The organism is Bariatricus massiliensis, from assembly GCF_900086725.1.
Classification (GTDB): domain Bacteria; phylum Bacillota; class Clostridia; order Lachnospirales; family Lachnospiraceae; genus Allocoprococcus; species Allocoprococcus massiliensis.
Genome location: NZ_LT574837.1, coordinates 1,033,664 through 1,057,233, shown reverse-complemented (window position 1 = coordinate 1,057,233; position 23,570 = coordinate 1,033,664). Strand labels below are relative to the sequence as shown.

Here is a 23,570-nt window from a genome sequence, read left to right as displayed (position 1 = left end):
ATGAAAAAGAGGATTGTTTGTTTTGGAGATTCGAATACTTGGGGATATGATGCGGTAACGGGCGGCAGATTTCCGGATGAAGTGCGCTGGACGGGCGTGCTCCAAGAAATATTGGGAGCTGGGTATGATGTGATAGAGGAAGGACTTTGCGGCAGGACGACGGTGTTTGAAGACCCGCTCAACGAAGGCCTGAGTGGGCTGGAATATCTGCTCCCATGCCTGATGTCGCACTCGCCGGCTGCCTATCTGGTAATCATGCTGGGGACAAATGACTGCAAAGAGAGATTTTCGGCTACGCCGAAAAATATTGCCGACGGAATGAAACGTCTCATCGTAAAAGCACGCCATACAGAGGCTTGGTCCGACGAGCCGAGGATACTGGTCGTGGCGCCCGGCCCCATTGAAAAAGAGTGCGAACAGTCGCCGGTGGCGGGAGAGATGGGGATATGCAGCGAGAAGTCAGAGCGTCTGGCCGAGGAATATAGGGTATGCGCAGAGGAGCACGGCTGTGAGTTCTTGGATGCGGGCCCTGTTGTGCGAATGAATCGTATTGATTATATGCATCTGGATGCCGAAAGCCATAAAAGATTAGCGTCGGAAATCGCTGCTGTAATTAGAAGGAGGATATGATATTGGAAAAGCATATTGAAAACTTACAGGGAAAATTGATTGTCTCCTGTCAGGCCCTGCCCAGCGAACCACTACACTCTTCGTATATCATGGGGAGAATGGCGGTGGCCGCGAAAGAAGGAGGTGCGGCGGGGATACGTGCAAATACAAAAGAAGATATCGCCGAAATCAAAAAGAATGTAGATCTGCCTGTCATAGGGATTGTAAAAAGAGATTATGAGGACAGCTCGGTATACATCACTCCGACTATGCGGGAGATTGAGGAGTTAATTGAAGTAGGACCTGAGATCATAGCGCTGGATGCCACGCAGGCCCTCCGCCCGGGCGGGAAGACTTTGGAGGGATTTTACAGAGAGATTCGGGCTGCTTACCCGAAACAGCTCCTGATGGCTGACTGTTCTACCGTGGAGGAGGCCGTGTACGCGGACTGGCTTGGGTTTGACTTTATCGGCACGACGCTTGTTGGATATACAAAACAGAGCAGGGGAATGCGCATTGAGGAGAACGATTTTTCCATAATCCGGCAGATGATAGATAAGGTTTCCCACAGAATCATAGCAGAAGGGAATATCAACACACCGGAAAAAGCAAAAAGAGTGATAGACATGGGAGTGTTCAGCGTGGTGGTAGGTTCCGCCATAACACGCCCACAGATTATTACAAGAATGTTTACTGATATTTTGGATGAATAAAGACTGTATAGGTGGGGGATTAGATGAAACATTATGTAAGTATCGACATAGGAGGCACCTATATTAAGCACGGCCTCATCGCGGGTGAAGGCGTGATAACTACAAAAAGCTGTATTCCAACTGAGGCATGGCAGGGAGGGACCGGAATTTTTCAAAAGGTAAAGGAAATCATTGAAGCCTATTCTGCCGGTCATGAACTTGCGGGAATCTGTATTTCCACTGCGGGGATGGTAGATTGCGAAAAGGGCGAGGTATTTTTTTCGGGAGAATTGATACCTGATTATTCGGGGACGAACTTTAAGCAAAGGCTGGAGGCGGAATACGGGATACCGTGTGAAGTGGAGAACGATGTCAACTGTGCCGCGCTGGCTGAGTATCAGGCGGGAGCGGCCGCCGGGAGCAAGACGGCGGTCTGCCTGACTTTGGGTACAGGGATAGGCGGATGCATACTGATTGACGGGAAGGTGTTTCACGGGTTTGGAAACAGTGCCTGCGAGATTGGATATATGAAGATGCGGGGCAGTGATTTCCAGACTCTTGGGGCCAGCAGTATTCTGAGTAAAAAGGTATCTCAGATAAAAGGAGAGAACTGGGATGGCCTTCGGATTTTTGAAGAGGCGAAAAAGGGAGATGCAGTCTGCCTGAATGCAATCGATGAAATGGCGGATGTACTGGGAGAGGGTATTGCCAATATCTGCTATGTTGTAAATCCTGAGGTGGTGGTGCTGGGCGGCGGCGTTGCTGCGCAGGAACAGTTTCTTAAACCGAAAGTAGCCGAGAGGCTGGAAGTGTACCTAAAACCAGTCATTTTTGAAAGAACAACGATAGCCTTTGCCCGGCAGAGAAATGATGCGGGCATGCTGGGGGCTTATTATCATTTTCATGCTATGCGCTCAGGCGGTTAGGACATAGGCGTAAGAAATAAGGAATGCTCCGCGGGGGAGTTCTACCCGCAGAGCATTCCTTTTGAGTTTGAATTGAAACAATATAGACTTTATTTGACCGGAAGCAATTCAATATAGCCTCTTGTCCCGACAGGCTCCAGCTGAATTTTGGGATTGGAGTTATCCCATTCAAGCCCGGCCGATGCTGGGTCGTATTTCTGGATAGCGGCTTGAACTTCTTCGATTGCCTGACAATAATTTTCCTCTTCAAATGGTTCCCCTTGAAATTTAATATATTTCGCAGCAGGCAGCTCGATGACATCGAACCCTTCTGGAATCTCTCCGCTGTAGTCGGCGGATACTTCTACGCCTTGAACATATTCCGAAGTTTGCGGCTTGATGTATTTGGGAGGAAGCCATAAGCATACAGGCTCGCCTTCCAGAGCTTTGATACTTTGAAGCAGGCCCCACACGTCACAGCCCACTTCTTCGCAATAAGAAAAATAGTCGGCGGCTTTTATTCCTCGTTTGATAATAACTTTGCGGGCCGGTTTTTCTGTAATTTGAATAAATACATTTCTTAGATTTTCCATAATTGGTCTCCTTTCAATTGTACGGTATCTTACACCGTATGGCGTGAAAAGATAAAGCGGAACAGGCCGTTGTGCGTATTCCCGGGGATTGCAGTTGAATTCACGAAAAAATGCGCGCTGGTATCCGTCAACACTGGAAAATCCCATCTCAAAGGCGACATCGGCTATTTTGCAAGAAAAATCTCTTAGCTTTAAGGCTGATTTTGACAGCCTGAGCCTGCGGATGTAATCAGCTGGGGTGAGTCCCGTGTGTTCGCTGAACAAGCGGTAAGAATACCACGGAGAATACAGAGATATCTTCGCTAAATCTGCCAAAGTGATATTCTCGGTAATGTGTGCTTCAATATAGTCCTGCATACGCTGGACGGCGTCAATATGCGGTTGTTCCTGCATTTCTTTTCCCTCCTTACACGTGATATTATAGGCAGAACCAGCAGAAACTTCTCGACTATTTTTGCTGAGAATATCGTGTCAGCCTCTCTTTCAATGTCCCGGTATGCAGCTCGAACAGATGATTGTCAAAGTCATAGAAATAAATAGACTGTCCCTCACCTTCCACGCGGGGGCGTCCGGGTAAGAGCTCCACTCCCACAGACTGAATACGTTTTATATAGTGCTCGACTTCGTTTTCATCTATTTGAAAGGCGATGTGGTTATAGCTTTTTTCGGTAAGCGGCTCCCCTTCCATCAAAGAAATCCATAGATTCCCAATCACAAAAAACTTTTCCCGTGCAATGGAAAAAGTGTAATCACCGCTTGAGTAGACTTCTTCTGCGTCAAAAATTTCTTCAAAAAATACGCTGGAACGAGTTAAATCTTTCACGATAAATGTTAGGTGATTTATTCCTGAAATCATACCGGACCTCCTGAATATGTGGTTATTTTTATTGGAATGATGCTGGGGTAAAATATTTTTTATTCCTCCGATGTCTACGGACTACAGATATCATAACAATTTAGAGGGATGAAAGCAATAAAGAATACCGATATGCTTGTTGTATTACAATTAAATTCGGAAAATAAAGCACACACTTTAATTAAAGCATATACTATAAAAAGTACACTAAAAACAAGGCGATTTTCTTCAAAAATTGGACGAAATTTGACGAAATGACGAAAATTATATAATTTCACGTACAATATTGACGTTTAATAAATATAAAATTATAATAAATACAATAAAATTATCAATAAAGAGGAGGCGTAAAGGTGAAAAGATTTATTTTTAGGAGGGTGCTGACGGGTATATTGACAATAATTATAGTATTTGCACTAAATTTTGTCATTATTAAAATGGCTCCGGGCGATCCGATTACGACGCTTATGGGAAAGGAAAATTCAAGTCCGGAGATGCGGCAGGCTCTGGAAGAGAAATACGGTCTGGACAAACCTTTGCCGCTTCAGTTTTTTAGCTATCTGAAGACAGCTGCCACCGGAGATTTGGGTATTTCAATCATATATAACCGCCCGGTTTCGGAGATGATTAGTGAGAAGGTAGGCGCCACGGTATTACTTGGATTGACTTCGGCGATATTGGCAGCCGTCATTGGGACATTTATGGGAATTGTGGCGGCCCGGCGGGAGGGCGGTGCGTTTGATGCGGTTTCATCGGGCGTTTCCTATGCGTTTAACTCTATGCCGGCTTTCTGGCTTGGACTGATGCTGATCATCCTGTTTTCCTCCATGCTTGGATGGTTCCCGTCGTTCGGCATGACGGACACCCGGGCGGGATTTACGGGCGCGGCATATGTGCTGGATGTTTTAAAACATATGTTTTTACCGGTGCTGACTTTGACATTGGTGCTGCTTCCACAGTATTTCAGGATTGCGAAGTCTTCTGTGCTGCAGACGAAGAATGAAGAATTTATCATGACGTTCAAGGCTACGGGAATGAGCAAAAAGAAAATTTTCAATAAGTACATATTTCGCAATGCAATCCTGCCGACCATTACCATATTTGGTATTTCCATGGCGTATTTGATTACAGGTGTAACTTTGATTGAGATTGTGTTTGCATGGCCGGGAATGGGGCGGCTTGTGATGACCGCCATTACCCAGCGGGATTACCCGACTTTGATGGGAATCTATCTGATTATGTCCATATCGGTGGCGGTAGTTATGCTGATTGTGGACATTGTGTATGCACTGCTTGACCCGAGAATCCGTTATGAATAGAGGTGGATTATGAAGAAACTATCAATCAAAAAAATTTGGAAAACAATCACCGGTGACAGACAGCTCTTGGCCGGTACGATAGGACTTGCGCTGCTGCTTTTGCTCGCTGTGGCCGCAGCGGCGGTGGCGACGGAGAATCCCTACCATTACGGAAAGGATATGCTGGTCGGGCTAGGAGAAAACGGGCATATTTTGGGAACCAATCATATGGGGCAGGATATCTACAGCATGATTATCTATGGAATCAGGACGTCTCTTAAAGTCGCTGTTATCTCTGCGCTGATTTCTGGGGCGCTGGGTGTTTTTATCGGTGGGATCGGCGGATTTTTTGGCGGTAAAGTTGACACATTTATCTCCGAGCTCATCAATGTATTTATGATGCTTCCCAGCTTCTTTTTAATATTGTTGATTATCGCGATGTTCGGAAATAGTATCACCAATGTCATGATTGTCATCGGTATTACGACTTGGCCGAGCAACGCCAAACTTATGCGGGCACAGGCATTGTCGCTCAGAGAGCGGACATTTGTAAAGAGCGCGGTCGCCATGGGCGAGACAAAGCGGCAGATATTGTTCAAGTATATCATTCCCAACGGAATCTTTCCGGTCATAGCTAATACGACGATGGGAATGTCCAATGCGATTCTAACAGAAGCAGGTCTTTCATTTTTAGGTCTGGGCGATCCCGGCATCATCAGCTGGGGGCAGATGATATATACAGGGAAGCAGTACATAACGAGCGCGTGGTGGATTTCCGCCTTTGCGGGCGCTGCGATCGTAGTTACAGTTCTGGTGTTTTATCTGCTGGGAGATGGGCTTAATCATGTCCTTGACCCGAAATATTCGAGAAAGAGGGGGTAGAACATGGAAAGGTTGTTAACGCTAGAAAATGTTAATGTCTCTTATGTCAATAAGGACAAGAAGGTATATGCCGTAAAAAATGCGGGATTCTCTATCAACAAGGGAGACTCTCTTGGAGTCGTGGGAGAATCTGGCTCCGGGAAATCCACACTTGCCATGGCGCTGCTCAGGCTTCATGATGAGAGCCGGACAGAGATTACCGGGAAAGCGCTTTTTGAAGGAAAGAACCTGCTGGAATTGACACAGGAAGAGATGAACGCTCTTCGCTGGAAGGATATCTCTGTTGTATTCCAAAAGGCCATGAATTCCTTGAGCCCGGTGCACCGAATCAGCGAACAGGTGGAAGACATTTACCGTGTCCATGAGCCGCACGCATCCAAGAAGGAAATTGAAGAGCGGATGATCTATCTGTTGAAATTAGTCAACCTCCCCGAGAGGGTGTACCGTCTGTATCCTCATGAGATGTCAGGCGGAATGCTCCAGAGGACTGCAATCGCGGTCAGCCTGCTTCACAGCCCGAAGCTGATTATCTTTGACGAGGCTACGACGGCGCTTGACGTTGTGACGCAGGGACAGATTCTGGAGGAAGTGGTGCAGATGGAGCAGGAAATCAGCATGACCAGAATTATGATCACGCATGATATGTCCGTGGTCGCTGCCTCCTGTAATAAAGTGGCTGTTATGTATGCCGGAGAATTTATGGAGATTGGTTATGTGAAGGATATCTTCAAAAATCCGATGCATCCGTATACAAAAGGACTTCTCAATTCCTTCCCTTCCCTGAAAGGTGAGAATGAGACGCTTCACGCCATTCCGGGATTCCTGCCGGACCTCTCCAAACCGGAGCCGGGCTGCGTATTCGCGTCTAGATGCCCGCAGGCTTCCGAACGGTGCAGAAGGGAAAAACCTGCTTGTCAGGAGTTGAAGGACGGAAGACAGATTGCCTGTTGGCTGTATCAAGGAGGTGAGACGCATGAATAAAGAAAACCATACCCCCTTTGTCTCGGTGAAGGACGTTGCCATGTGGTATCCCTATCACGGCAAGAGGCAGCAAAAAGGGGAGAAGGATTGGATAAAAGCGGTCGACGGCGTGAGCATAGAGATTGAGCATGGGGAGATACTTGGAGTTATAGGGGAATCTGGATGTGGTAAATCTACGCTTGGCAAGATTCTCACAAGACTTGAGAACCCTACGAGAGGAGACTGCCTTATCGACGGGGTGTCTACCAAAGAGATGATTAAAAAGGATGCTAAGAAGTTCAGAAGTACGGTACAGATTGTATTTCAAAATCCATTTGACACTTTCACGCCGAGGGATACTATTGAAAAGATTTTACTCCGGCCTCTTAAAAATTATAGTATCGGCACTGACAATGAAGACAGACGCCGCATCTGTATAGAGGCGTTGGAAGCCGGAGGGCTTCGGCCTGCGGAGGACATTTTGAAACGGTTCCCACATGAGCTTTCGGGAGGACAGCTCCAAAGGATTTCTATCATCCGTTCCATGTTCCTGAACCCGGGTTTTATTGTTGCGGATGAGCCAGTGTCCATGTTGGATGTCTCGGTCAGGGCAGACATTATTAATATGTTGATTGAGCTTAGTAAGTCGAAGGACGCGGCGGTCATGTTTATCAGCCACGATATTGCGCTCACAAGATATATCTCCGACAATATCGCGGTGATGTATCTGGGCAGGATTGTAGAATACGGTTCTGCCGACGAGGTGGTGAAATCACCTATGCATCCGTATACACAGGCGTTGATTTCCAACTGTGCCTCCATCGACCCGGAGGATAAACAGGAGACCATCTCTATAGAGGGGGAACCGCCCACTCCGCTCAACCCGGGGCCGGGCTGCTATTTCGCCCCTAGATGTTACATGGCTTGTGAGGAATGTTATAAACGGTATCCGGAACCGGTTGTGTCGGAAACGGGACACTGGGCGGCATGCGCCCGAATCGGGGAAAATGGGAAATAGACAGAGAAAGCTCTGTTTATATAGGTTTTAAGAAAAAACAAAAAAGGAGGAAGTATTATGTTGAAAAAGAAATTAGCTGCCTGTATGGCAGTAGTTCTCGGACTATCGCTTCTGGCGGCAGGCTGCGGTAAAGGGAAAAGCGATTCTGGAACAGAAGGCGGAAGCGGAAAGAGTGAGGGCGGCGGAACCTTTATTATCCGTGCCACGGGGGACCCGATGTCCTTCAATCCCGTAATTAATGCGGACGACAATGGGTTTCCGATTTTCCAGAATATATACTTAAGGCTTTGCGCTCTGGATTCCAGCAAACAAAATCTGGTTCCCGAGGCAGCAAAGGAATGGTCATATAATGAGGAGGCCACCGTATTGACTTTTAAACTGCGTGAAGACCTGAAGTGGACGGACGGAGAAGCATTGAACAGTGAAGATGTGAAGTACACATTTGACACTATCAAAGAAAATCCAAGTTACTACTTCAGCTCCAATATGCAGAATGTAGATTCCATCGAGGCTCCCGACGATTATACCGTAGTGTTCAATCTGGTGGAACCGGATCCCTCTTTTGTGAAACTGCTGGGCTGGTACGCTACATTTATCGTACCGGAGCATATCTACAATAACGGCAGCGACTGGGCGGAAAATCCAGCTAACAGTGAGCCGGTATCCTGCGGGCCGTTCAAATTGGAAGAGTATAAGCAGGGCGAGAGTGTGACTTTGGTCAGAAATGACGATTACCCGGAACCGGCTAAACTTGACAAGTTGATTTTCTCGATTATTCCAGACGAGGCTACTGCGCTGCAGGCAATCAAGAACGGAGAGATTGATTTTTATGAGAATTTCCCAACTTCTTCTTTGAAGGAGATGGAGGCTGACACAAATCTCCGTGTTGTTATCAATGAATATCCGTCTCCGATCAGAATGGTATTTAATGTGACAAAGGATAAGGTTTCCGATGTCGCTGTGCGCAAAGCGATTGCCACTGCTATCGACAGAGATGAGATATCAGAGAAGGTATTTAACGGTGTCCAGAAGCCGGAGTACAATTTATATCCGTCCTTGATTGAATGGGCTTCCAACTCAGAAGATACCGCTCCGAAGTTTAATATCTCCGAGGCGTCTAAGATTCTTGAAGAAGCTGGGTATACTAAGGACGCTAATGGCTTCTATGTATCAGGACTTACCATTGATGTTTTTGAAGGGGCAGGATATCCGGATACAGCAAAATTGATTAAAGCGACACTGGAGGAAGCAGGAATCGGCGTGGAGATTCAGGTTCATGAATACAACGCTTGGAATCAGAAGGTAGGAGACGAGAGAGACTTCATGATAGAACTTCAGGGCGGCTTCATGGGGCCTGACCCGGCTGCGCTTGCCACAAGAGTCCAGTCTGGCATGACGTTTAACTGGGGCGGCTACAGTAACACACAGGTGGATGAACTGCTGAAGAAGGGCGCGTCTACCAGTGATGAGGACGAAAGAGCCGGATATTATAAAGAAGTACAGAAGATTCTCGCAGAAGAGCTTCCATATGTGAACATCGTAACATTTGCAGGGCCTGAGGTGAACAGTACCCGTTTTGTGAACCTGCCGTACGACGGACAGGGCAAGTGGGGATGGGCCGACTATTCCCATGTAGAGATGGTTGAATAGGGTTAGTGTGAGGAAAGAGGAGCGGGCGTATAACGCCGCTCCTTTTAAGAAAGGAAGGAAACGTGCATGAAACAGATTTATGAAGAGCTATTAAAAAATGTCCCGGATTATAAGACCTTCTTGACATTTGATGAGATGGAGGCCAGCTCCAGAGCGCTGGCGGAGAAATATCCGGCCAGTACAGAACTGTTTGAGATAGGCAGGACAAGGGACGGCAATATACTGAGCTGCCTAAAAATAGGAAACGGCAGCCATACGGCTCTGATGTTCGGCTGCCCACATCCGAATGAACCCATTGGAACAATGATGCTGGAGTATTTTACGGAGCAGCTTGCCAAGGATGAGGTCCTGCAAAAAGAGCTGGACTATACTTGGTATATTGTGAAAGTATGGGATATTGACGGGTTGAAACTGAATGAGAAATGGCTGAAAGGCCCTTATACACTTTATAATTACTCAAGAAACTTTTTCCGGCCTGCAGGGCATCAGCAGGTAGACTGGACTTTCCCAATCGATTATAAAGAACTGCATTTTCATGATACGATACCGGAATCCGAGGCGATGATGGGGCTCATCGATAAGATTCGGCCGGAGTTTATTTATTCCCTGCACAATGCGGGATTCGGCGGCGTTTATTGGTATCTTTCCAGACAGACACCGGAAATCTACGAGGAGATGCGTGAAGCGACCAGAAAACAAGGAATACCGATGCATTTGGGCGAGCCGGAAGCGCCGTACTGTGTAGAGTGGGCGCCGGCTGTATATCAAGCATTGGATATTAAGTCGGACTATGACTATATGGAAAAATACGGGAACGTAGATATGAAGGAGGCAATGATATATGGGACGTGCAGCGCGGCGTACGCAAAAGAAGTGTGCGATGCATTCACACTGCTTACAGAAGAACCGTATTTTTATGACAAGCGAATTACCGATATGAGCGAATCCGATATTCTGAGGAAGGATGCCGTTCTTGAAAAGCTGAAAGCAAATGAGGAGAGCAACCGTTTTATAAAAAGCGTTCTGGAACCTACCAGACAATATCTGGACAGCCGCAATCCATTTCTTATGGCGCTCGACGCATTTTCGGAAGACAGCAGTGGAGACGCCACAAAGAAAATGGTGGCAGAGAATCCGGAATATCAGAAGAAAGCGACCGTTGCCGAAAAGTTCGATAATCTTCTTGTCTCCAAATTTTATAAACTGTTGAGTTATGGTATGCTGATTCGCGCACATGAACTTGAGCTTGAGAAAATGAAGGATAATGAGGAAGTCAATCCTGAGAAAAGGGAGGCGCTTTTAAAGGCGGTTGAGACTGCAGAGAAGGCACACAAAGAGCTGGCGGATTATCTGGAAGAGAAGATAGATTATGAAGTTGTTCCTATTAAAAAACTGGTTTCAATTCAACTAGAATGTGGTATTATTATGGCAGAGTACCTAAAAGGGACCTGCTAAAAATACAAAAGAAAAATTCTATAAGGGGATAAACCAAATGGATATGATTACCAACATCAGAAATAAGTATTCCGGCCTGACACGGAAACAGAAGCTGATAGCTGATTACATGCTGGAGAACATCGAAAAGATGTCATTCTTAACCTTAAAGGAGCTGAGCGAGGAGCTGGATATCACGGAAGTTACCATTCTGAATGCGTGCAGCGCACTGGGATTCTCCAGCTTTAATGAAGTGAAATATGAAAGCCGCAAATACATCAGTTTGATGGAGAAGGTGAACCTTCATCGGGAAAAGGAGTATCTTTCGACCTATGTCCCCGAGTATGAACTGGTGAACCAGAAGGAGCTTTTGAAGAATATTGTTCAGGAAGAACTGGCACAGATGGAGTCCTTTGTGGAATCCCTTGACATAGATTTGATGTTTTCTTCAGCAGAATTGTTTATCTCCAATCCAAAGATTGTTTTATGTGGGAGAGGCATCTCCAAGTTGTTGGCGGAATTTTTAGCTATCAGGCTGGCGGGGACGGATATTGCGTCCACGGTGATGGATACGGAGCTGAACGACAGTATCCATGCTGCGCTTCCCATGTTTGATGAGATGACGCTGGTGGTGGCAATTTCTTTTCCGGATTATTATTTTATGACAGACAAAATTGCCGAGCACGCCGCGAAAGAGGGATGCAAGGTTCTGGCAATCACCGATTCTCCGAATGCGCCGATAGTGAAATTCGCGAATCAAACACTGCTGGTGCCAAGCAGCACCAGACTGTTCCTCAATACGGTCTCCATTCCCATGGCTTTAGTCAATGTCCTCACATCTGCGCTCGATATTATAAACAGCTACCGGAAGGGGGAAACGGAAGGCGGGCCGGAGCGCTTCAGCAGCCTTTTCCGGGAGGAAGCCCGTGTTTAAAAATCTCTTTTGGTAACCCTTGACAAATATTCTTCAGGTGTGTTACAGTTTTCTACAAGTATAAAGTAAATGCAGTGATGAAGAGAGTATGTTTTTGGAAGTCTTACAGAGAGTTCCCGGAGGCTGAGAGGGAATGGCGGAAGAAGGCGGAATATGGCTTCTGAGCGGCACACCGACCATTGACGCTTCGCTAAGTGCAGACGGGAAACATCGTGGTCACTAGGCTCGAGAGAACCTCGCCAAGTGAACCAGATGTACTTTCGCACTAAGCTCGTGAAATACCTCACTAAGTGCTCAATGCAGGCTGTGAAGGGTCCGCCCTTTAACGCGGAGAGTGCTCATAGGCACTTATGGAGGTTCTGGCCGTGAGGCCGGGGCAAATAGAAGTGGTACCACGGATTAATACCCGTCTTCTTGCAGATGCGAGAAGGCGGGTTTTTTATCATATAGGAAAGTCCTTTGAACTTTCCTATATGATAAAAACCCTCCGGGGGATGCACACAATGTGCAGAGGAAAGCTGCTTCGCAGCCGCACATTGGCGCGCAAAGTGTACAAGTCCCTCATGAGTGAGGGATATAGGGAGTTGAAGTGGACTTGTCCACGTTGTTCTCACTGTATATGATACGACAAAAGGAGAGAGAAAGATGGCAGATAAGCAAAAATACTATATTACGACGGCGATAGCCTACACGTCAGGCAAGCCGCATATCGGCAATACCTATGAAATCGTGCTGGCGGATGCGATTGCCAGATATAAGAGAAGTCAGGGATATGATGTTTTTTTCCAGACAGGAACTGATGAGCATGGACAGAAAATTGAACTGAAGGCGGAAGAAGCCGGGGTCACACCGAAGGAATTTGTGGATGGAATTGCCGCGCAGATTCAGGGGATATGGGATTTGATGAATACGTCCTATGACAAATTTATCCGGACAACGGACGATTATCATGAGGCCGAGGTTCAGAAGATTTTTAAAAAACTGTATGAACAGGGAGACATTTACAAAGGCCATTATGAAGGAATGTACTGTACACCGTGTGAGTCATTTTTCACGGAATCCCAGCTTGTGGATGGCAAATGCCCGGATTGTGGAAGGGAAGTGCAGCCGGCCAAGGAGGAAGCTTATTTCTTCAAGATGAGTAAATACGCGGACAGACTGATCGAACATATCAATACACATCCTGAGTTCATTCAACCGGTGTCCCGCAAAAATGAGATGATGAACAATTTCCTCCTCCCGGGGCTCCAGGATTTGTGTGTATCCAGAACTTCTTTTAAATGGGGAATTCCGGTTGACTTCGACCCGAAGCATGTAGTCTATGTCTGGCTTGACGCGCTGACCAACTATATCACCGGAATCGGATACCATTGTGATGGAGACAGCACGGAGCTGTTCCAGAAGAATTGGCCAGCGGACTTGCATCTCATTGGAAAGGATATTATCCGTTTCCACACGATTTACTGGCCTATCTTCCTGATGGCCCTTGATCTGCCGCTTCCGAAACAGATATTCGGGCATCCGTGGCTGCTGCAGGGAGACGGCAAGATGAGTAAGTCAAAGGGAAATGTGCTCTACGCGGATGAGCTGGTAGATTTCTTTGGCGTGGATGCTGTGCGTTACTTTGTTCTTCACGAGATGCCGTTTGAAAATGACGGTGTCATCTCTTGGGAGCTTATGGTGGAGCGGCTTAATTCTGATTTGGCCAACACGCTTGGCAATCTGGTAAATAGAACTGTCTCTATGACGAACAAGTATTTTGGAGGCACGGTGACGGACAAAGGCGTGGCTGAGGATGTGGATTCGGAGCTGAAAGAGTTGATTGATAAAACTCCGGCACTCGTAGAAAAGAAGATGGAGGATCTCCGTGTGGCAGACGCGATTACAGAGATTTTCAATCTATTCAAACGCTGTAACAAATATATTGATGAGACAATGCCATGGGCATTGGCAAAAGACGAGGAGAAAGAGGACCGCCTCGAAACGGTACTGTGGAATTTGATTCAGGGGATTTCAGCGGGCGCCAGACTCTTGGAATCTTTCATGCCTGAGACATCCGAAAAGATTCTCGCACAGCTTGGAGAGGGGCATGTGACTGACAAACCTGAAATATTATTCCAGAGGCTGGATTTGGAGGAAGTGTTGAAAAAGGTGGAGGAGCTTCATCCGGCTCAGGAGGAAGAGACGGTTGAGGAGCCAGTGGTCGATATAGAAGCAAAACCGGAAATCAGCTTTGAGGATTTTGGAAAAATGCAGTTTCAGGTGGGAGAAATTATCGCCTGCGAGGAAGTAAAGAAGTCGAGAAAACTGTTATGCTCTCAGGTGAAGATTGGAAGTCAGGTGAAACAGATTGTGTCAGGAATCAAGGGGCACTACTCTGCAGAGGAAATGGTGGGCAAGAAGGTCATGGTACTCGTCAACTTGAAACCAGCGAAACTTGCCGGCGTGCTTTCAGAGGGAATGCTGCTCTGTGCGGAGGATGCCGAAGGAAATTTATCTCTTATGACACCGGAGAAGTGCATGCCGTCTGGTGCGGAAATCTGTTAATTCTACTAAAAATAAGGTTTTTTTACCAGGGCCCTGCATTGCAGGGTCCTCTTTTACGTGATACAATAGAGTGATATATAAAATTGGATAATAATGGATTTTATACTGTTATAGAAGGAGCAGAAAATTATGAAAAATTGGAAGAGAGCTGCCGCGGCAGCAATGATTATGACCTTGACGGCGGCCGGATGTGGAAGCGGCGCAGGTACTAAGAAGGAAAAAGAGACTGCACTTGACCCGGAGAAGCCGGTTACAATCACGGTATGGAATTACTACACTGGCGCTCAGCAGACTGCTTTTGACGGACTGGTGGAAGAGTTCAACCAGAGCAGGGGAAAGGATTTGGGAATTACGGTAAAGGCATCTAATGAAGGCGGAATTACGGACTTGGAGGAGAACGTACTTGCCGCGGCGGAAAAGAAAGTGGGGGCGAAGGAAGTGCCTAACATATTTGCCGCATACACCGACACAGCGTACAATGTTGATAAGATGGGCATTGTCGCGGACCTAAGCGAATATTTTACGGAAAAAGAGAAAGAGGAGTACATAGACAGCTATATCACGGAAGGCAGTTTCCCGGACGGAGAGAGCCTTAAGATACTGCCGGTCGCAAAGGCCACGGAAGTATTTATGCTCAACAAGACTGACTGGGATAAGTTTGCCTCAGCGACGGGGGCGGAACTGTCCGACCTCGAGACGATTGAAGGACTTACTGAGACAGCGGAGAAGTATTATGAGTGGACAGACAGCCTGACAGAGGAGCCGGATGACGGCAAGGCATTTTTTGGAAGGGACGCTATGGCCAATTATATGATTATCGGAGCCATGCAGTTGGGAACCCAGATAATCGAGGGCGACGGCACAGGCAAGGTGAAGATTAATTTCCCGGAGGAGATTGCGCGCAAGCTTTGGGATAATTATTATATTCCATTTATTAATGGGCACTTTAGTGCGGCAGGAAGATTCCGAAGCGATGATATTAAGACGGGAAATATTATTTCTTTTGTAGGCTCTTCCTCTGGCGCGACTTTCTTCCCAGATAAGGTGATTTTAAATGATGATGAAAGTTATTCTATAGAGACTGAGATTCTACCCGCGCCCCAGTTTAAAGAGGGGGAAGGCTACGCGGTCCAGCAAGGGGCCGGCATGGTCGTCACAAAAGGAAGTGAGGCTGAGATAGAAGCTTCTGTTGAATTTTTAAAATGGTTCACTGATACGAAGCAGAATACTTACTTTTCAGCGGCATCCGGATACCTGCCTGTAAAAAAGGTGGCAAACGATGCAGAGGCTATGCAGAAGGAGACAGATGGAAACGAGACTGTCGGTAAAGTAATTGAAGTATCGATAGAGACAGTGAATAACAATCACTTATACACGACGCCGGCTTATGATAATGGTACTACTGCCAGAAATGTACTGGAGTATTCCATGTCTGATAAAGCGGCGGAGGACCGGCAGGCTATTGAGGCAGATATAGCTGCAGGAACGCCCAGAGGGGACGCGATTGCTAAATATGATACGGATGAGAATTTCAAGGCATGGTATCAAAGCACGAAGGAGAAGCTGGAGCAAACTGTGAAATAGCCGATGAATGGAGAGACCAAGATGACAGAGAAGCAGAAAAAAACGGTTAAAAAGAAATCTATCTTCAAAAAAATTCTTATCCCGCTCATGGGTCTGCTTATTCTTGAAATTTTAATATTGGTCTGCAGTGTATTTGGACAGGGAATTATTACAGAATTAAATAATAATGAGAAAGCTATTATCAATGAAAAAGTAGAAAGCCGCAAGAATTATCTGGAGAATGAAATGATTGGAAGCTGGATGAATCTGACCTATACGGCGGAGCTTATCAATGATAGTACGGAGAAGCTGCTGAAGAGCGGCGCAATCACTATGCAGACACTGGATAACGGTTCTGACTATGCGGTTCCGCTTCTCTCGGAAGCCGCCGAGCCTCTGCTGGCTATGATGCGCACCAACCATGTGACTGGGGCATTTATCATATTGAACACCGGAGATTTGAGTGTGGATAAGATAAATGGGCAGCTAAAAGATAAGCCCGGTATATATCTGCGGGATTCCAACCCGCAGGCCCAGCCGTCGTACCGCAATCAGGATATCCTGATAGAGCGGGCGCCCATAGCGCTTGTCCGGCAGATGGGAATTGCCACAGATACTGCCTGGAATCCAAAATTTGATTTTCAAGACAGCGGCCAGTCTTATTATGATTTTCTGTATAAGCCTTTTCAGGCTGCTTATGAGAATCCGGAGTACAGTATGGAGGACTGCGGTTACTGGAGTCATGTGTTCAACTTGTTTGGCGAGGGGAAACGGGCAATAGCTTATTCTATACCTTTAAAGCTTTCTGACGGAAGCGTGTATGGCGTGCTGGGCATTGACATCACACAGGATTATCTGCGGGAGTTCATTCCCAATGAGGAGATTGCGGACAGCGGGACGGGGGCGTATATTTTGGCGCTGGAGCAGGAGGATGGTACGCTGAGTGACGCGCTTGTCAATGGGGCTGCATATACCAAGGAGGCGGAAGAAGGGAAGAAGATTAAGATTGACAGTTCCCAATATTATGCCTATTCGGAGACACTGAACCTCTATAACAGTAACACGCCTTTTTCCGATGAAAAATGGGTGCTGACAGGTGCTGCGCCACTTGACAGTATCATGGACTTTGCAAAAAAAGTGGAGCTGGCTCTTATGGCCGCGGTGACTGTCACAATAATTATAGGCTTGCTTGGAAGTTTCCTGATCAGCTATAAGGTGCAGAAACCTGTTTCTGATTTGTCCAAGGAGATACGGGAGAAAGACCCGACGAAGCGTATCCAGCTTTGCCAGACCGGAATCGAGGAGATCGACCAGATGACGCAAGCTATCGAGAAGCTTAGTCTGGATGTGATAGACTCAGGCCAGAAATTCACCAAAATTATCGAGATGGCCAGTGTAAGGCTGGCTGGATTTCAAATTGACCGTGCGGAACGGCAGCTGTTCAAGACGGAAAATTTTTTTGATATTTTCGGGTGTCCTGAGGCAGATGGAATCGAGATGAGCATAGAGGACTTTGATGCGAAGTTCAAAGAGTTCAAACATTATTTTGTGGAGAAGGATGAACTTGCGGACAGCTATATTTACAAGATTCCCGATGGAAGGGGAAGCCGGTTTTTAAAGTTGAAATGCCGGATGACGGAAGACAGTTGTTACGGGCTTGTGGAGGATGTAACACAGTCTTTGCTGGAAAAAAAGGTGCTACAGCATGAGCGTGATCATGATCCGCTCACGAACTTGTTCAACCGCCGGGCTTTCCGCCGTGAAGTTCAGGAGCTTTTCGAGGAAAGGCAGGAAGAACTCAAGACGGCAGCTCTGATTATGATAGATTTGGACAACTTAAAATACATTAATGACACGTATGGCCATGATTACGGGGATAAATATATAATCAAAGCGGCTTTGGCTTTCCGCTATTATTTGCCGGCAGGCGCTATCACAGCCCGTATCTCAGGAGACGAGTTCAATATTTTTCTCTATGGGTATGACAGTGAAAAAGAGATTCAGACAGTTATAGATACTATGAAAATGGGACTGGACAGCATGGTCCTGACACTGCCGGGAGATATTCTCCAGAAGGTGCAGGCGTCGGGGGGCATAGCGTGGTATCCAAAGGATTCAACGAGTTTTGAAGTACTGTTGAAATACGCAGATTATGCGATGTATATGGTGAAAAACAGTACAAAGGGAGAGATCTTAAGTTTTGATAAAGAGCACTATCTCTCAAAGAATTCACTGATACAAAATAAAGAAGCGCTCACAAGGCTCATTGAACGGCGGGCGGTAAAATATGCATTCCAGCCGATTGTGGATGCCCGGACGGGGAAGGTGTTTGCTTATGAAGCGTTGATGCGGCCAGAGATGGAAGAGTTTAAGTCCGTACTGGATGTACTTGAAATTGCCAGATATGAAGGTAAGCTAAACCAGATTGAGGAGATGACATGGTTTGAAGCAATGAGAGCCTTTGTGGGTCATATTAAGGCGGGCACAATAGCGGAGGACGCATACATATTCTTCAACTCTATTCCCAATCAATATCTTTCCATGCAGGCGGAACGGACATTTGCCGATGAATACCGGGAGTATCTTGGGCAGATTGTTGTTGAGCTTACAGAGGAAGAACGGATTGACCGGGAGGCATGGGATGAGAAAAGGACTCATGGCAGGGAGCTTAGAAGAAAGATTGCGCTTGACGACTATGGCTCCGGTTATAATAGTGAAAAGATGCTCATTACCATATCACCGGATTATATCAAGGTGGACATCGCTATAGTCAATGGCATTCATCAAAGTTCAGACAAGCGTGCAATTGTAGAATATATTGTGAATTATGCTCACGAGAGAGGAAAGTTTATTATTGCGGAGGGCGTTGAGACGGAGGAAGAGACGGAAGAAGTAATCCGTCTGGGCGTGGATTATCTGCAGGGGTATTATGTCGCGAAGCCTACATTTACTCCGGCAGGCATCCTGCCGCAGGCTTTGGAGACCATTGAGAAGATGAAAAATTAATTGTCAGAGATGAAAAAACGGACACGATTACAGTTGGCAGTGCATATGTAGCACTGGTGGTTGCAATCGTGTCCGTTTTTTTGTGGGAACAATTAATAATTCCAAATCACCATTATAAAAAAATTCTTGCTTTTATCTGAATGCCGCGCTATAATTACTGTATTAGATAAATAATACAGTAATGCAGTAATACAGAAAGGACATTAGGGAGAATGCAGCCGCTTATACGAATTGAAAATATGAATAAAGTCTATAACCCCGGTGAAAATGAGGTCAGAGCGCTGGACGGAGTAAGCCTTCAGATTATGCAGGGTGAGTTTGCCGCTATTATCGGACATTCTGGTTCCGGCAAGTCTACCTTGATGAATATGATAGGCTGTCTGGACGCTCCTACATCGGGAAAGTATTTTTTGAATGGCAGAGACGTATCAGGAATGAATGACAGAGAACTTTCGATTGTCCGCAATGAGGAGATTGGATTCATTTTTCAGGGGTTCAATCTGATTGCCAATCTGGATGCCATCGGCAATGTTGAGCTGCCGCTTATTTACCGGGGAATCGATAGGAGAAACCGCAGGGAAGTGTCAAAGGAAGCGCTGCGTCTGGTTGGGCTTCAGGGCAGGATGAAGCATCGGCCTGCGGAGATGTCGGGGGGACAGCAGCAGAGGGTGGCTGTGGCAAGGGCGATAGCCGCCAAGCCGCCAATCATTCTGGCGGATGAGCCTACCGGGAATCTGGATTCACATTCCACGGAAGAGATTATGAATATACTCAAGGAATTGCACCGGAATGGGAGAACGATTATTGTGATTACCCACGATGCCGATATCGCGTCACAGGCGAAACGGGTAATCAAGATCAAGGACGGCAGGATAGAAGCGGATTCCTTGAATTCTTAAGCGGAGGAGGAGCAAGATGTTTGGAAAGAAGAAAGTAGTTGAAGAAGAGGAAATAGTGAAAAAGTCCAAGAAAAAGCTTCCCGGGTGGGTCATTGTCCCTATACTTGTAGTGCTGGCACTTGGGTTCTGGGGCATATCGGCGCTTAGCTCACCGAAGTCGTCTGGCACAGAACTTTCTGTGGTAACTGTGAAAAAAGGGGATGTGAAGGAGACTTACTCGGCGTCTGGAAAGGTGGAGAGCGAGAAGGAGAAGGTGTTTTATTCGCCGGTCAACGCGCCCATATTGGATTGTAATGCCAAGGTGGGAACGGCTGTGAAGGCGGGAGAGCTTCTGGTAGCCTTTGACACCAAAGATTTGGAGCGGGAGAATCAGAAGTCGGAATTGAGCGAACAGTCCACAAAGTACACGAATCAAGATGCGCTGGAGCAGAGCCGGAGAAGCGCGGACGCAGCGGCACAGGCTCAGGTTCAGGCGGCAAAGAGCACGGAGACTTTAAAGCAGCAGATCGCCGATAAGCAGGCGCAGGTAGCGAAGCTGCAGACAGCCTACGATCAGGCATCGGCGGACGCCGGGGCAAACGCCGAGAAAGCAAATGCACTTCAGTCTCAGATGGAAGACAATCTGAAACAGCAAAGTGCAAAAGGGGTAGAGAAGGAAAATTCTCAGAGAAATCTAGACAATATCGACGCGGTGTATCCGGATTTGGACGTTGATGAACGGGCAGCCAAGAAGCAGGAGCTTGTCAACACTATCAATACACTGACGCAGGAGATAGAGGATTTAAAAAATACATACCGGGAACTGGAGGGGCAGCTCAATTCCGTAGGAGGAACAGACATCACGGGAGCCGCTCAGGCGCTGTCCGCTGCCCGGCAGGAGCTGGAAGCGCTTAAGACCAGCTTGAGTCAGGCAGCATCAGGCGGTCAGGCTGCGGAGACCGGGGTGACAAAAGCTCAGCTCAATAATATGGCAGTATCCGAAAATCTGGCGGAACTTGCCACCCTGAGCACAGAGGAGCTTGTAGCAAAGGGAAAAGAGGGAATCAAGGCAGAATTTGACGGCATTATCGCGGATGTGAAGGCTGTGGAAGGCAGCGCCGCGGTACAGGGAGGCGAGCTGTTCACGCTGGTGAGCAATCAGGATGTTTCTGTAAAGCTTCAAGTATCTGCCAATGATTTTGATAAGATGAAGGTGGGGAATGAAGCGACGATTAAGCTGGGGGACTCCAACTACAAAGGAGTACTGAAGGAGATAGACAAAATTGCGCTTCCCAACGAAAAGGGGAATCCGGTCATCGGTGTGACGGTTCATATTGAGAATCCGGATGAAAATATTTATATCGGTGTGACGGCTAAAGTATCCATGATTGTGGCGGAGAAGAAAGATGTATTATATCTGCCGAGCGAAGTTGTAAATACGGGGACGGAGGGAGATTTTGTCTATATCGTTTCGGGTGGAACGGTTAAAAAACAGATGATTGAGCTGGGCGTAAATTCAGCCAGCCGTGTGGAAGTCACGGCAGGTCTGTCGGAAGGCGCTCAGGTTGTAGCGGACACGATGGGAACGATAAAGGATGGCATGAAGGTATCGGCAGTGAAGGAAGATACCAAGTAAGAGGGACTGAGGCGGCAGGAGGAGCAAAGACATGGGACAATTTGGTGAATATGTAAAAATGGCGCTGTACAGCATCCGTTCCAATAAGGGGAGATCCTTTTTGACCATGCTTGGTATTATCATTGGCATCTCATCTGTTATTACGATTATCTCTATCGGCAGTGGACTGAAAGCGGATGTGATGGCTGAGACCAATGAGAAAAGTGTGGGAATTATGGTGAATCCCGACGAGACGGCCAACACGGAGCTGATTACACCAGAGGACATTGCGGCGTTAAAGGAGCAGCTGGGGACGCGGGCACGGGGAATTATATATTCTGCCAGCGTGGCGGGCGGGGTCAGCACAAGAAAAGGGTCATTTGACGCATATGTGACACTCACTACACCGGACGCGCAGTTCGATCCAGCCCAGAAGGAGATTTTTCGGGGCAGCTACTTTACGGAGGATGATGCAGCCAACGCAGCGCTGGTCTGCGTGCTGGATAAAGGAAGCGCCATCTACCTTTTCGGGACACCGGAGGTGGAGGGAATGGAGTTTGACTTAAACATAGAAAATACGATTCAGACCGTCAAGATATGTGGTATCAGAGATATGGATGACGAGCTGATGGCGGCGAATGAACAGGCCATGAAGATGTTTGGCATGGAGATGCCGATTATGCTGGAGATGCCCTACAGTGCGGCGGAGAACTGGGGAGAGAGCATTGAAAATTTTCCGGCGGTCACCGTGTATCTTGGGGAGAACGCCAAAGCAAATCAAGTGACGGGAGCCGCCATAAATCTGCTGAATGCAAGGCATTTGAGTGATGGAGAGAATCTTTTCCAGAAGCAGCAGTCTATGGACATCAGTAATTATATGGGGACCGTGCTGGACGGAGTAACTGCGTTCATAGCCTTCGTGGCGGGAATATCACTGCTTGTCGGCGGTATCGGGGTCATGAATATCATGCTGGTATCTGTGACGGAGCGGACAAGAGAGATTGGAATCCGCAAAGCGCTGGGCGCAAAGACCGGCTCTATCGTGGCACAATTTTTATGCGAGTCGGCAATTATTTCGGGTATCGGAGGCATCATCGGGATTCTCATCGGAGCAGGCTTATCCGGGCTAGTAGGACTGCTCAATATCGGAGGGCTGTCGGCGAGGATATCACCACTGGCGGTACTTCTTACCACATGCTTCTCCTGCGGGGTGGGAATTATTTTTGGCATTTATCCCGCAAGAAAGGCTGCCAGATTAAGCCCGATAGAGGCATTGAGACAATTGTAAAAACAGGAGGGAAAAAGATGTTCAAACCAACAAAATTATTGAAAGTAGTATCTGTTATCTTAATCGTGCTGAGTATACTGGGAGTCTTAGTCATGTTCGCGGGTTATGCGATGATTGGACAATTGAAGGGCATGGAAGTGCCCGGCGTAGATATGAATGTACTCTACGATGCGTATTCTCCGCTGTCGATGGGACTCGGAGTCGCAAGCTCCGCAGTGATGCTGGCGGCAGGAGTATTGGGAGTAAGGGGAAAGGCATTTAAGGCAGCGCTTGTATTGATGGTCGTTTATATTATTTATTGCGTAGTGTCTCTGGTACAGAGCGCGTCATTGGCGGCAATTACACCCCTTTCATTTGTCAGCTTCGTACTTCCGATACTATATTTATGGGGGCTCTATCAGTCAAAGGAGTAACAGGACTTACATAAAAAGACAGAATCCAAAGGGGCCGTACTTAGACGCGGGGCAGTTTGGATTCTGTCTTTTTTCTTCATTTTCAACAACGATTAAAGTAATGTAAAATTAGCTCAATTCAACTTTTACAGCTTCTTCTGGTTTGAAGTCATTGTAAAGGTCATAAATATTATGTCCGGTTGATTCACCCAGCACTTTACCCTCCAGAGAGTAGCAGCGGATAAACTTTTTATTGTCGATGGAAGACCAATGCTCCACGTCCCAGGACAGGTAGCCGTCAGCATCCGTTTTCTTTTCACTTAAGTACAGATCGACTTGACGTCCGTCCACCATAATATCCACAAGTTTCTTTGTGTCGGCTTCCAACTCCACCTTATTGATTGTATCATACACTTTCATTGTAAATTCCTCCTTATTTGATTTGTAACG

The 23,570-nt window shown here is 46.9% G+C and carries 20 protein-coding genes; 17 read left to right on the top strand and 3 right to left on the bottom strand.

Annotation, left to right across the window (positions count from 1 at the left end; all coding sequences use genetic code 11):
- Genes BN6465_RS11290 through BN6465_RS11280 form a run of 3 tightly spaced genes read left to right on the top strand, consistent with a single transcriptional unit; the run spans position 1 to position 2,227 of the window.
- Positions 1 to 630: an SGNH/GDSL hydrolase family protein gene (locus tag BN6465_RS11290; RefSeq protein ID WP_066734917.1), complete on the top strand. Its 630-nt coding sequence runs from the start codon at positions 1 to 3 to the stop codon at positions 628 to 630.
- 2 nt (positions 631 to 632) lie between these two features.
- On the top strand, positions 633 to 1,322 hold the full coding sequence (locus tag BN6465_RS11285) for an N-acetylmannosamine-6-phosphate 2-epimerase (RefSeq protein WP_066735289.1): 690 nt from the start codon (positions 633 to 635) through the stop codon (positions 1,320 to 1,322).
- A gap of 23 nt (positions 1,323 to 1,345) precedes the next feature.
- Positions 1,346 to 2,227, top strand: a complete 882-nt coding sequence (locus BN6465_RS11280) for an ROK family protein (RefSeq protein ID WP_066734915.1) — start codon at positions 1,346 to 1,348, stop codon at positions 2,225 to 2,227.
- A gap of 89 nt (positions 2,228 to 2,316) precedes the next feature.
- On the opposite strand, the gene BN6465_RS11275 is transcribed toward BN6465_RS11280, so the two are convergent.
- Entirely contained in the window at positions 2,317 to 3,192 is an 876-nt protein-coding gene (locus tag BN6465_RS11275; protein WP_066734913.1) for an AraC family transcriptional regulator, read from the bottom strand.
- Positions 3,193 to 3,247: 55 nt separating this feature from the next.
- Positions 3,248 to 3,655: a FosX/FosE/FosI family fosfomycin resistance hydrolase gene (gene fosX / locus BN6465_RS11270; protein WP_066734910.1), complete on the bottom strand. Its 408-nt coding sequence runs from the start codon at positions 3,653 to 3,655 to the stop codon at positions 3,248 to 3,250.
- Between the two features lie 353 nt (positions 3,656 to 4,008).
- Here fosX and BN6465_RS11265 point away from each other — a divergent pair, with 353 nt between their 5' ends.
- The 14 genes from BN6465_RS11265 to BN6465_RS11200 all read left to right on the top strand — a co-directional run bounded on the left by BN6465_RS11265 (position 4,009) and on the right by BN6465_RS11200 (position 23,141).
- Complete coding sequence (locus BN6465_RS11265; RefSeq protein ID WP_066734907.1) at positions 4,009 to 4,974, top strand: ABC transporter permease; 966 nt, start codon at positions 4,009 to 4,011, stop codon at positions 4,972 to 4,974.
- Positions 4,975 to 4,983: 9 nt separating this feature from the next.
- Entirely contained in the window at positions 4,984 to 5,835 is an 852-nt protein-coding gene (locus BN6465_RS11260; protein WP_066734904.1) for an ABC transporter permease, read from the top strand.
- 3 nt (positions 5,836 to 5,838) lie between these two features.
- The gene (locus BN6465_RS11255; protein ID WP_066734901.1) at positions 5,839 to 6,816 is read left to right on the top strand and encodes an ABC transporter ATP-binding protein; all 978 of its coding nucleotides are present in this window, start codon (positions 5,839 to 5,841) and stop codon (positions 6,814 to 6,816) included.
- Positions 6,809 to 7,813, top strand: coding sequence for an oligopeptide/dipeptide ABC transporter ATP-binding protein (locus BN6465_RS11250; protein ID WP_066734898.1), 1,005 nt, complete (start codon positions 6,809 to 6,811; stop codon positions 7,811 to 7,813). The genes BN6465_RS11255 and BN6465_RS11250 overlap by 8 nt, the downstream gene beginning before the upstream one ends.
- 57 nt (positions 7,814 to 7,870) lie before the next feature.
- The gene (locus BN6465_RS11245; RefSeq protein ID WP_199882824.1) at positions 7,871 to 9,463 is read left to right on the top strand and encodes an ABC transporter substrate-binding protein; all 1,593 of its coding nucleotides are present in this window, start codon (positions 7,871 to 7,873) and stop codon (positions 9,461 to 9,463) included.
- Positions 9,464 to 9,529: 66 nt separating this feature from the next.
- The gene (locus BN6465_RS11240) at positions 9,530 to 10,918 is read left to right on the top strand and encodes a M14 family zinc carboxypeptidase (RefSeq protein ID WP_066734894.1); all 1,389 of its coding nucleotides are present in this window, start codon (positions 9,530 to 9,532) and stop codon (positions 10,916 to 10,918) included.
- A gap of 37 nt (positions 10,919 to 10,955) precedes the next feature.
- A complete protein-coding gene (locus BN6465_RS11235; RefSeq protein WP_066734886.1) occupies positions 10,956 to 11,831 on the top strand; it encodes a MurR/RpiR family transcriptional regulator in 876 nt (291 codons plus the stop codon).
- 645 nt (positions 11,832 to 12,476) lie between these two features.
- Positions 12,477 to 14,378, top strand: a complete 1,902-nt coding sequence (gene metG / locus BN6465_RS11230) for a methionine--tRNA ligase (RefSeq protein ID WP_066734879.1) — start codon at positions 12,477 to 12,479, stop codon at positions 14,376 to 14,378.
- A 129-nt stretch (positions 14,379 to 14,507) separates the two neighbouring features.
- Positions 14,508 to 15,962 (top strand): extracellular solute-binding protein, encoded by a 1,455-nt coding sequence (locus BN6465_RS11225; protein WP_066734877.1) that lies wholly within the window; start codon positions 14,508 to 14,510, stop codon positions 15,960 to 15,962.
- Between the two features lie 21 nt (positions 15,963 to 15,983).
- Positions 15,984 to 18,947, top strand: coding sequence for an EAL domain-containing protein (locus tag BN6465_RS11220; RefSeq protein ID WP_066735283.1), 2,964 nt, complete (start codon positions 15,984 to 15,986; stop codon positions 18,945 to 18,947).
- A gap of 212 nt (positions 18,948 to 19,159) precedes the next feature.
- Positions 19,160 to 19,846 carry an ABC transporter ATP-binding protein gene (locus BN6465_RS11215; protein ID WP_066734875.1) on the top strand — a complete coding sequence of 229 codons (687 nt, stop codon included), beginning with the start codon at positions 19,160 to 19,162 and terminating at the stop codon, positions 19,844 to 19,846.
- Positions 19,847 to 19,862: 16 nt separating this feature from the next.
- Positions 19,863 to 21,461: an efflux RND transporter periplasmic adaptor subunit gene (locus tag BN6465_RS11210; protein WP_066734873.1), complete on the top strand. Its 1,599-nt coding sequence runs from the start codon at positions 19,863 to 19,865 to the stop codon at positions 21,459 to 21,461.
- A 31-nt stretch (positions 21,462 to 21,492) separates the two neighbouring features.
- Complete coding sequence (locus BN6465_RS11205; protein WP_066734865.1) at positions 21,493 to 22,728, top strand: ABC transporter permease; 1,236 nt, start codon at positions 21,493 to 21,495, stop codon at positions 22,726 to 22,728.
- 17 nt (positions 22,729 to 22,745) lie between these two features.
- On the top strand, positions 22,746 to 23,141 hold the full coding sequence (locus BN6465_RS11200; protein WP_066734847.1) for a hypothetical protein: 396 nt from the start codon (positions 22,746 to 22,748) through the stop codon (positions 23,139 to 23,141).
- 108 nt (positions 23,142 to 23,249) lie between these two features.
- Here BN6465_RS11200 and BN6465_RS11195 read toward each other — a convergent pair whose 3' ends face one another.
- Positions 23,250 to 23,540 carry a hypothetical protein gene (locus BN6465_RS11195; RefSeq protein ID WP_066734845.1) on the bottom strand — a complete coding sequence of 97 codons (291 nt, stop codon included), beginning with the start codon at positions 23,538 to 23,540 and terminating at the stop codon, positions 23,250 to 23,252.
- Positions 23,541 to 23,570 lie beyond the last annotated feature (30 nt).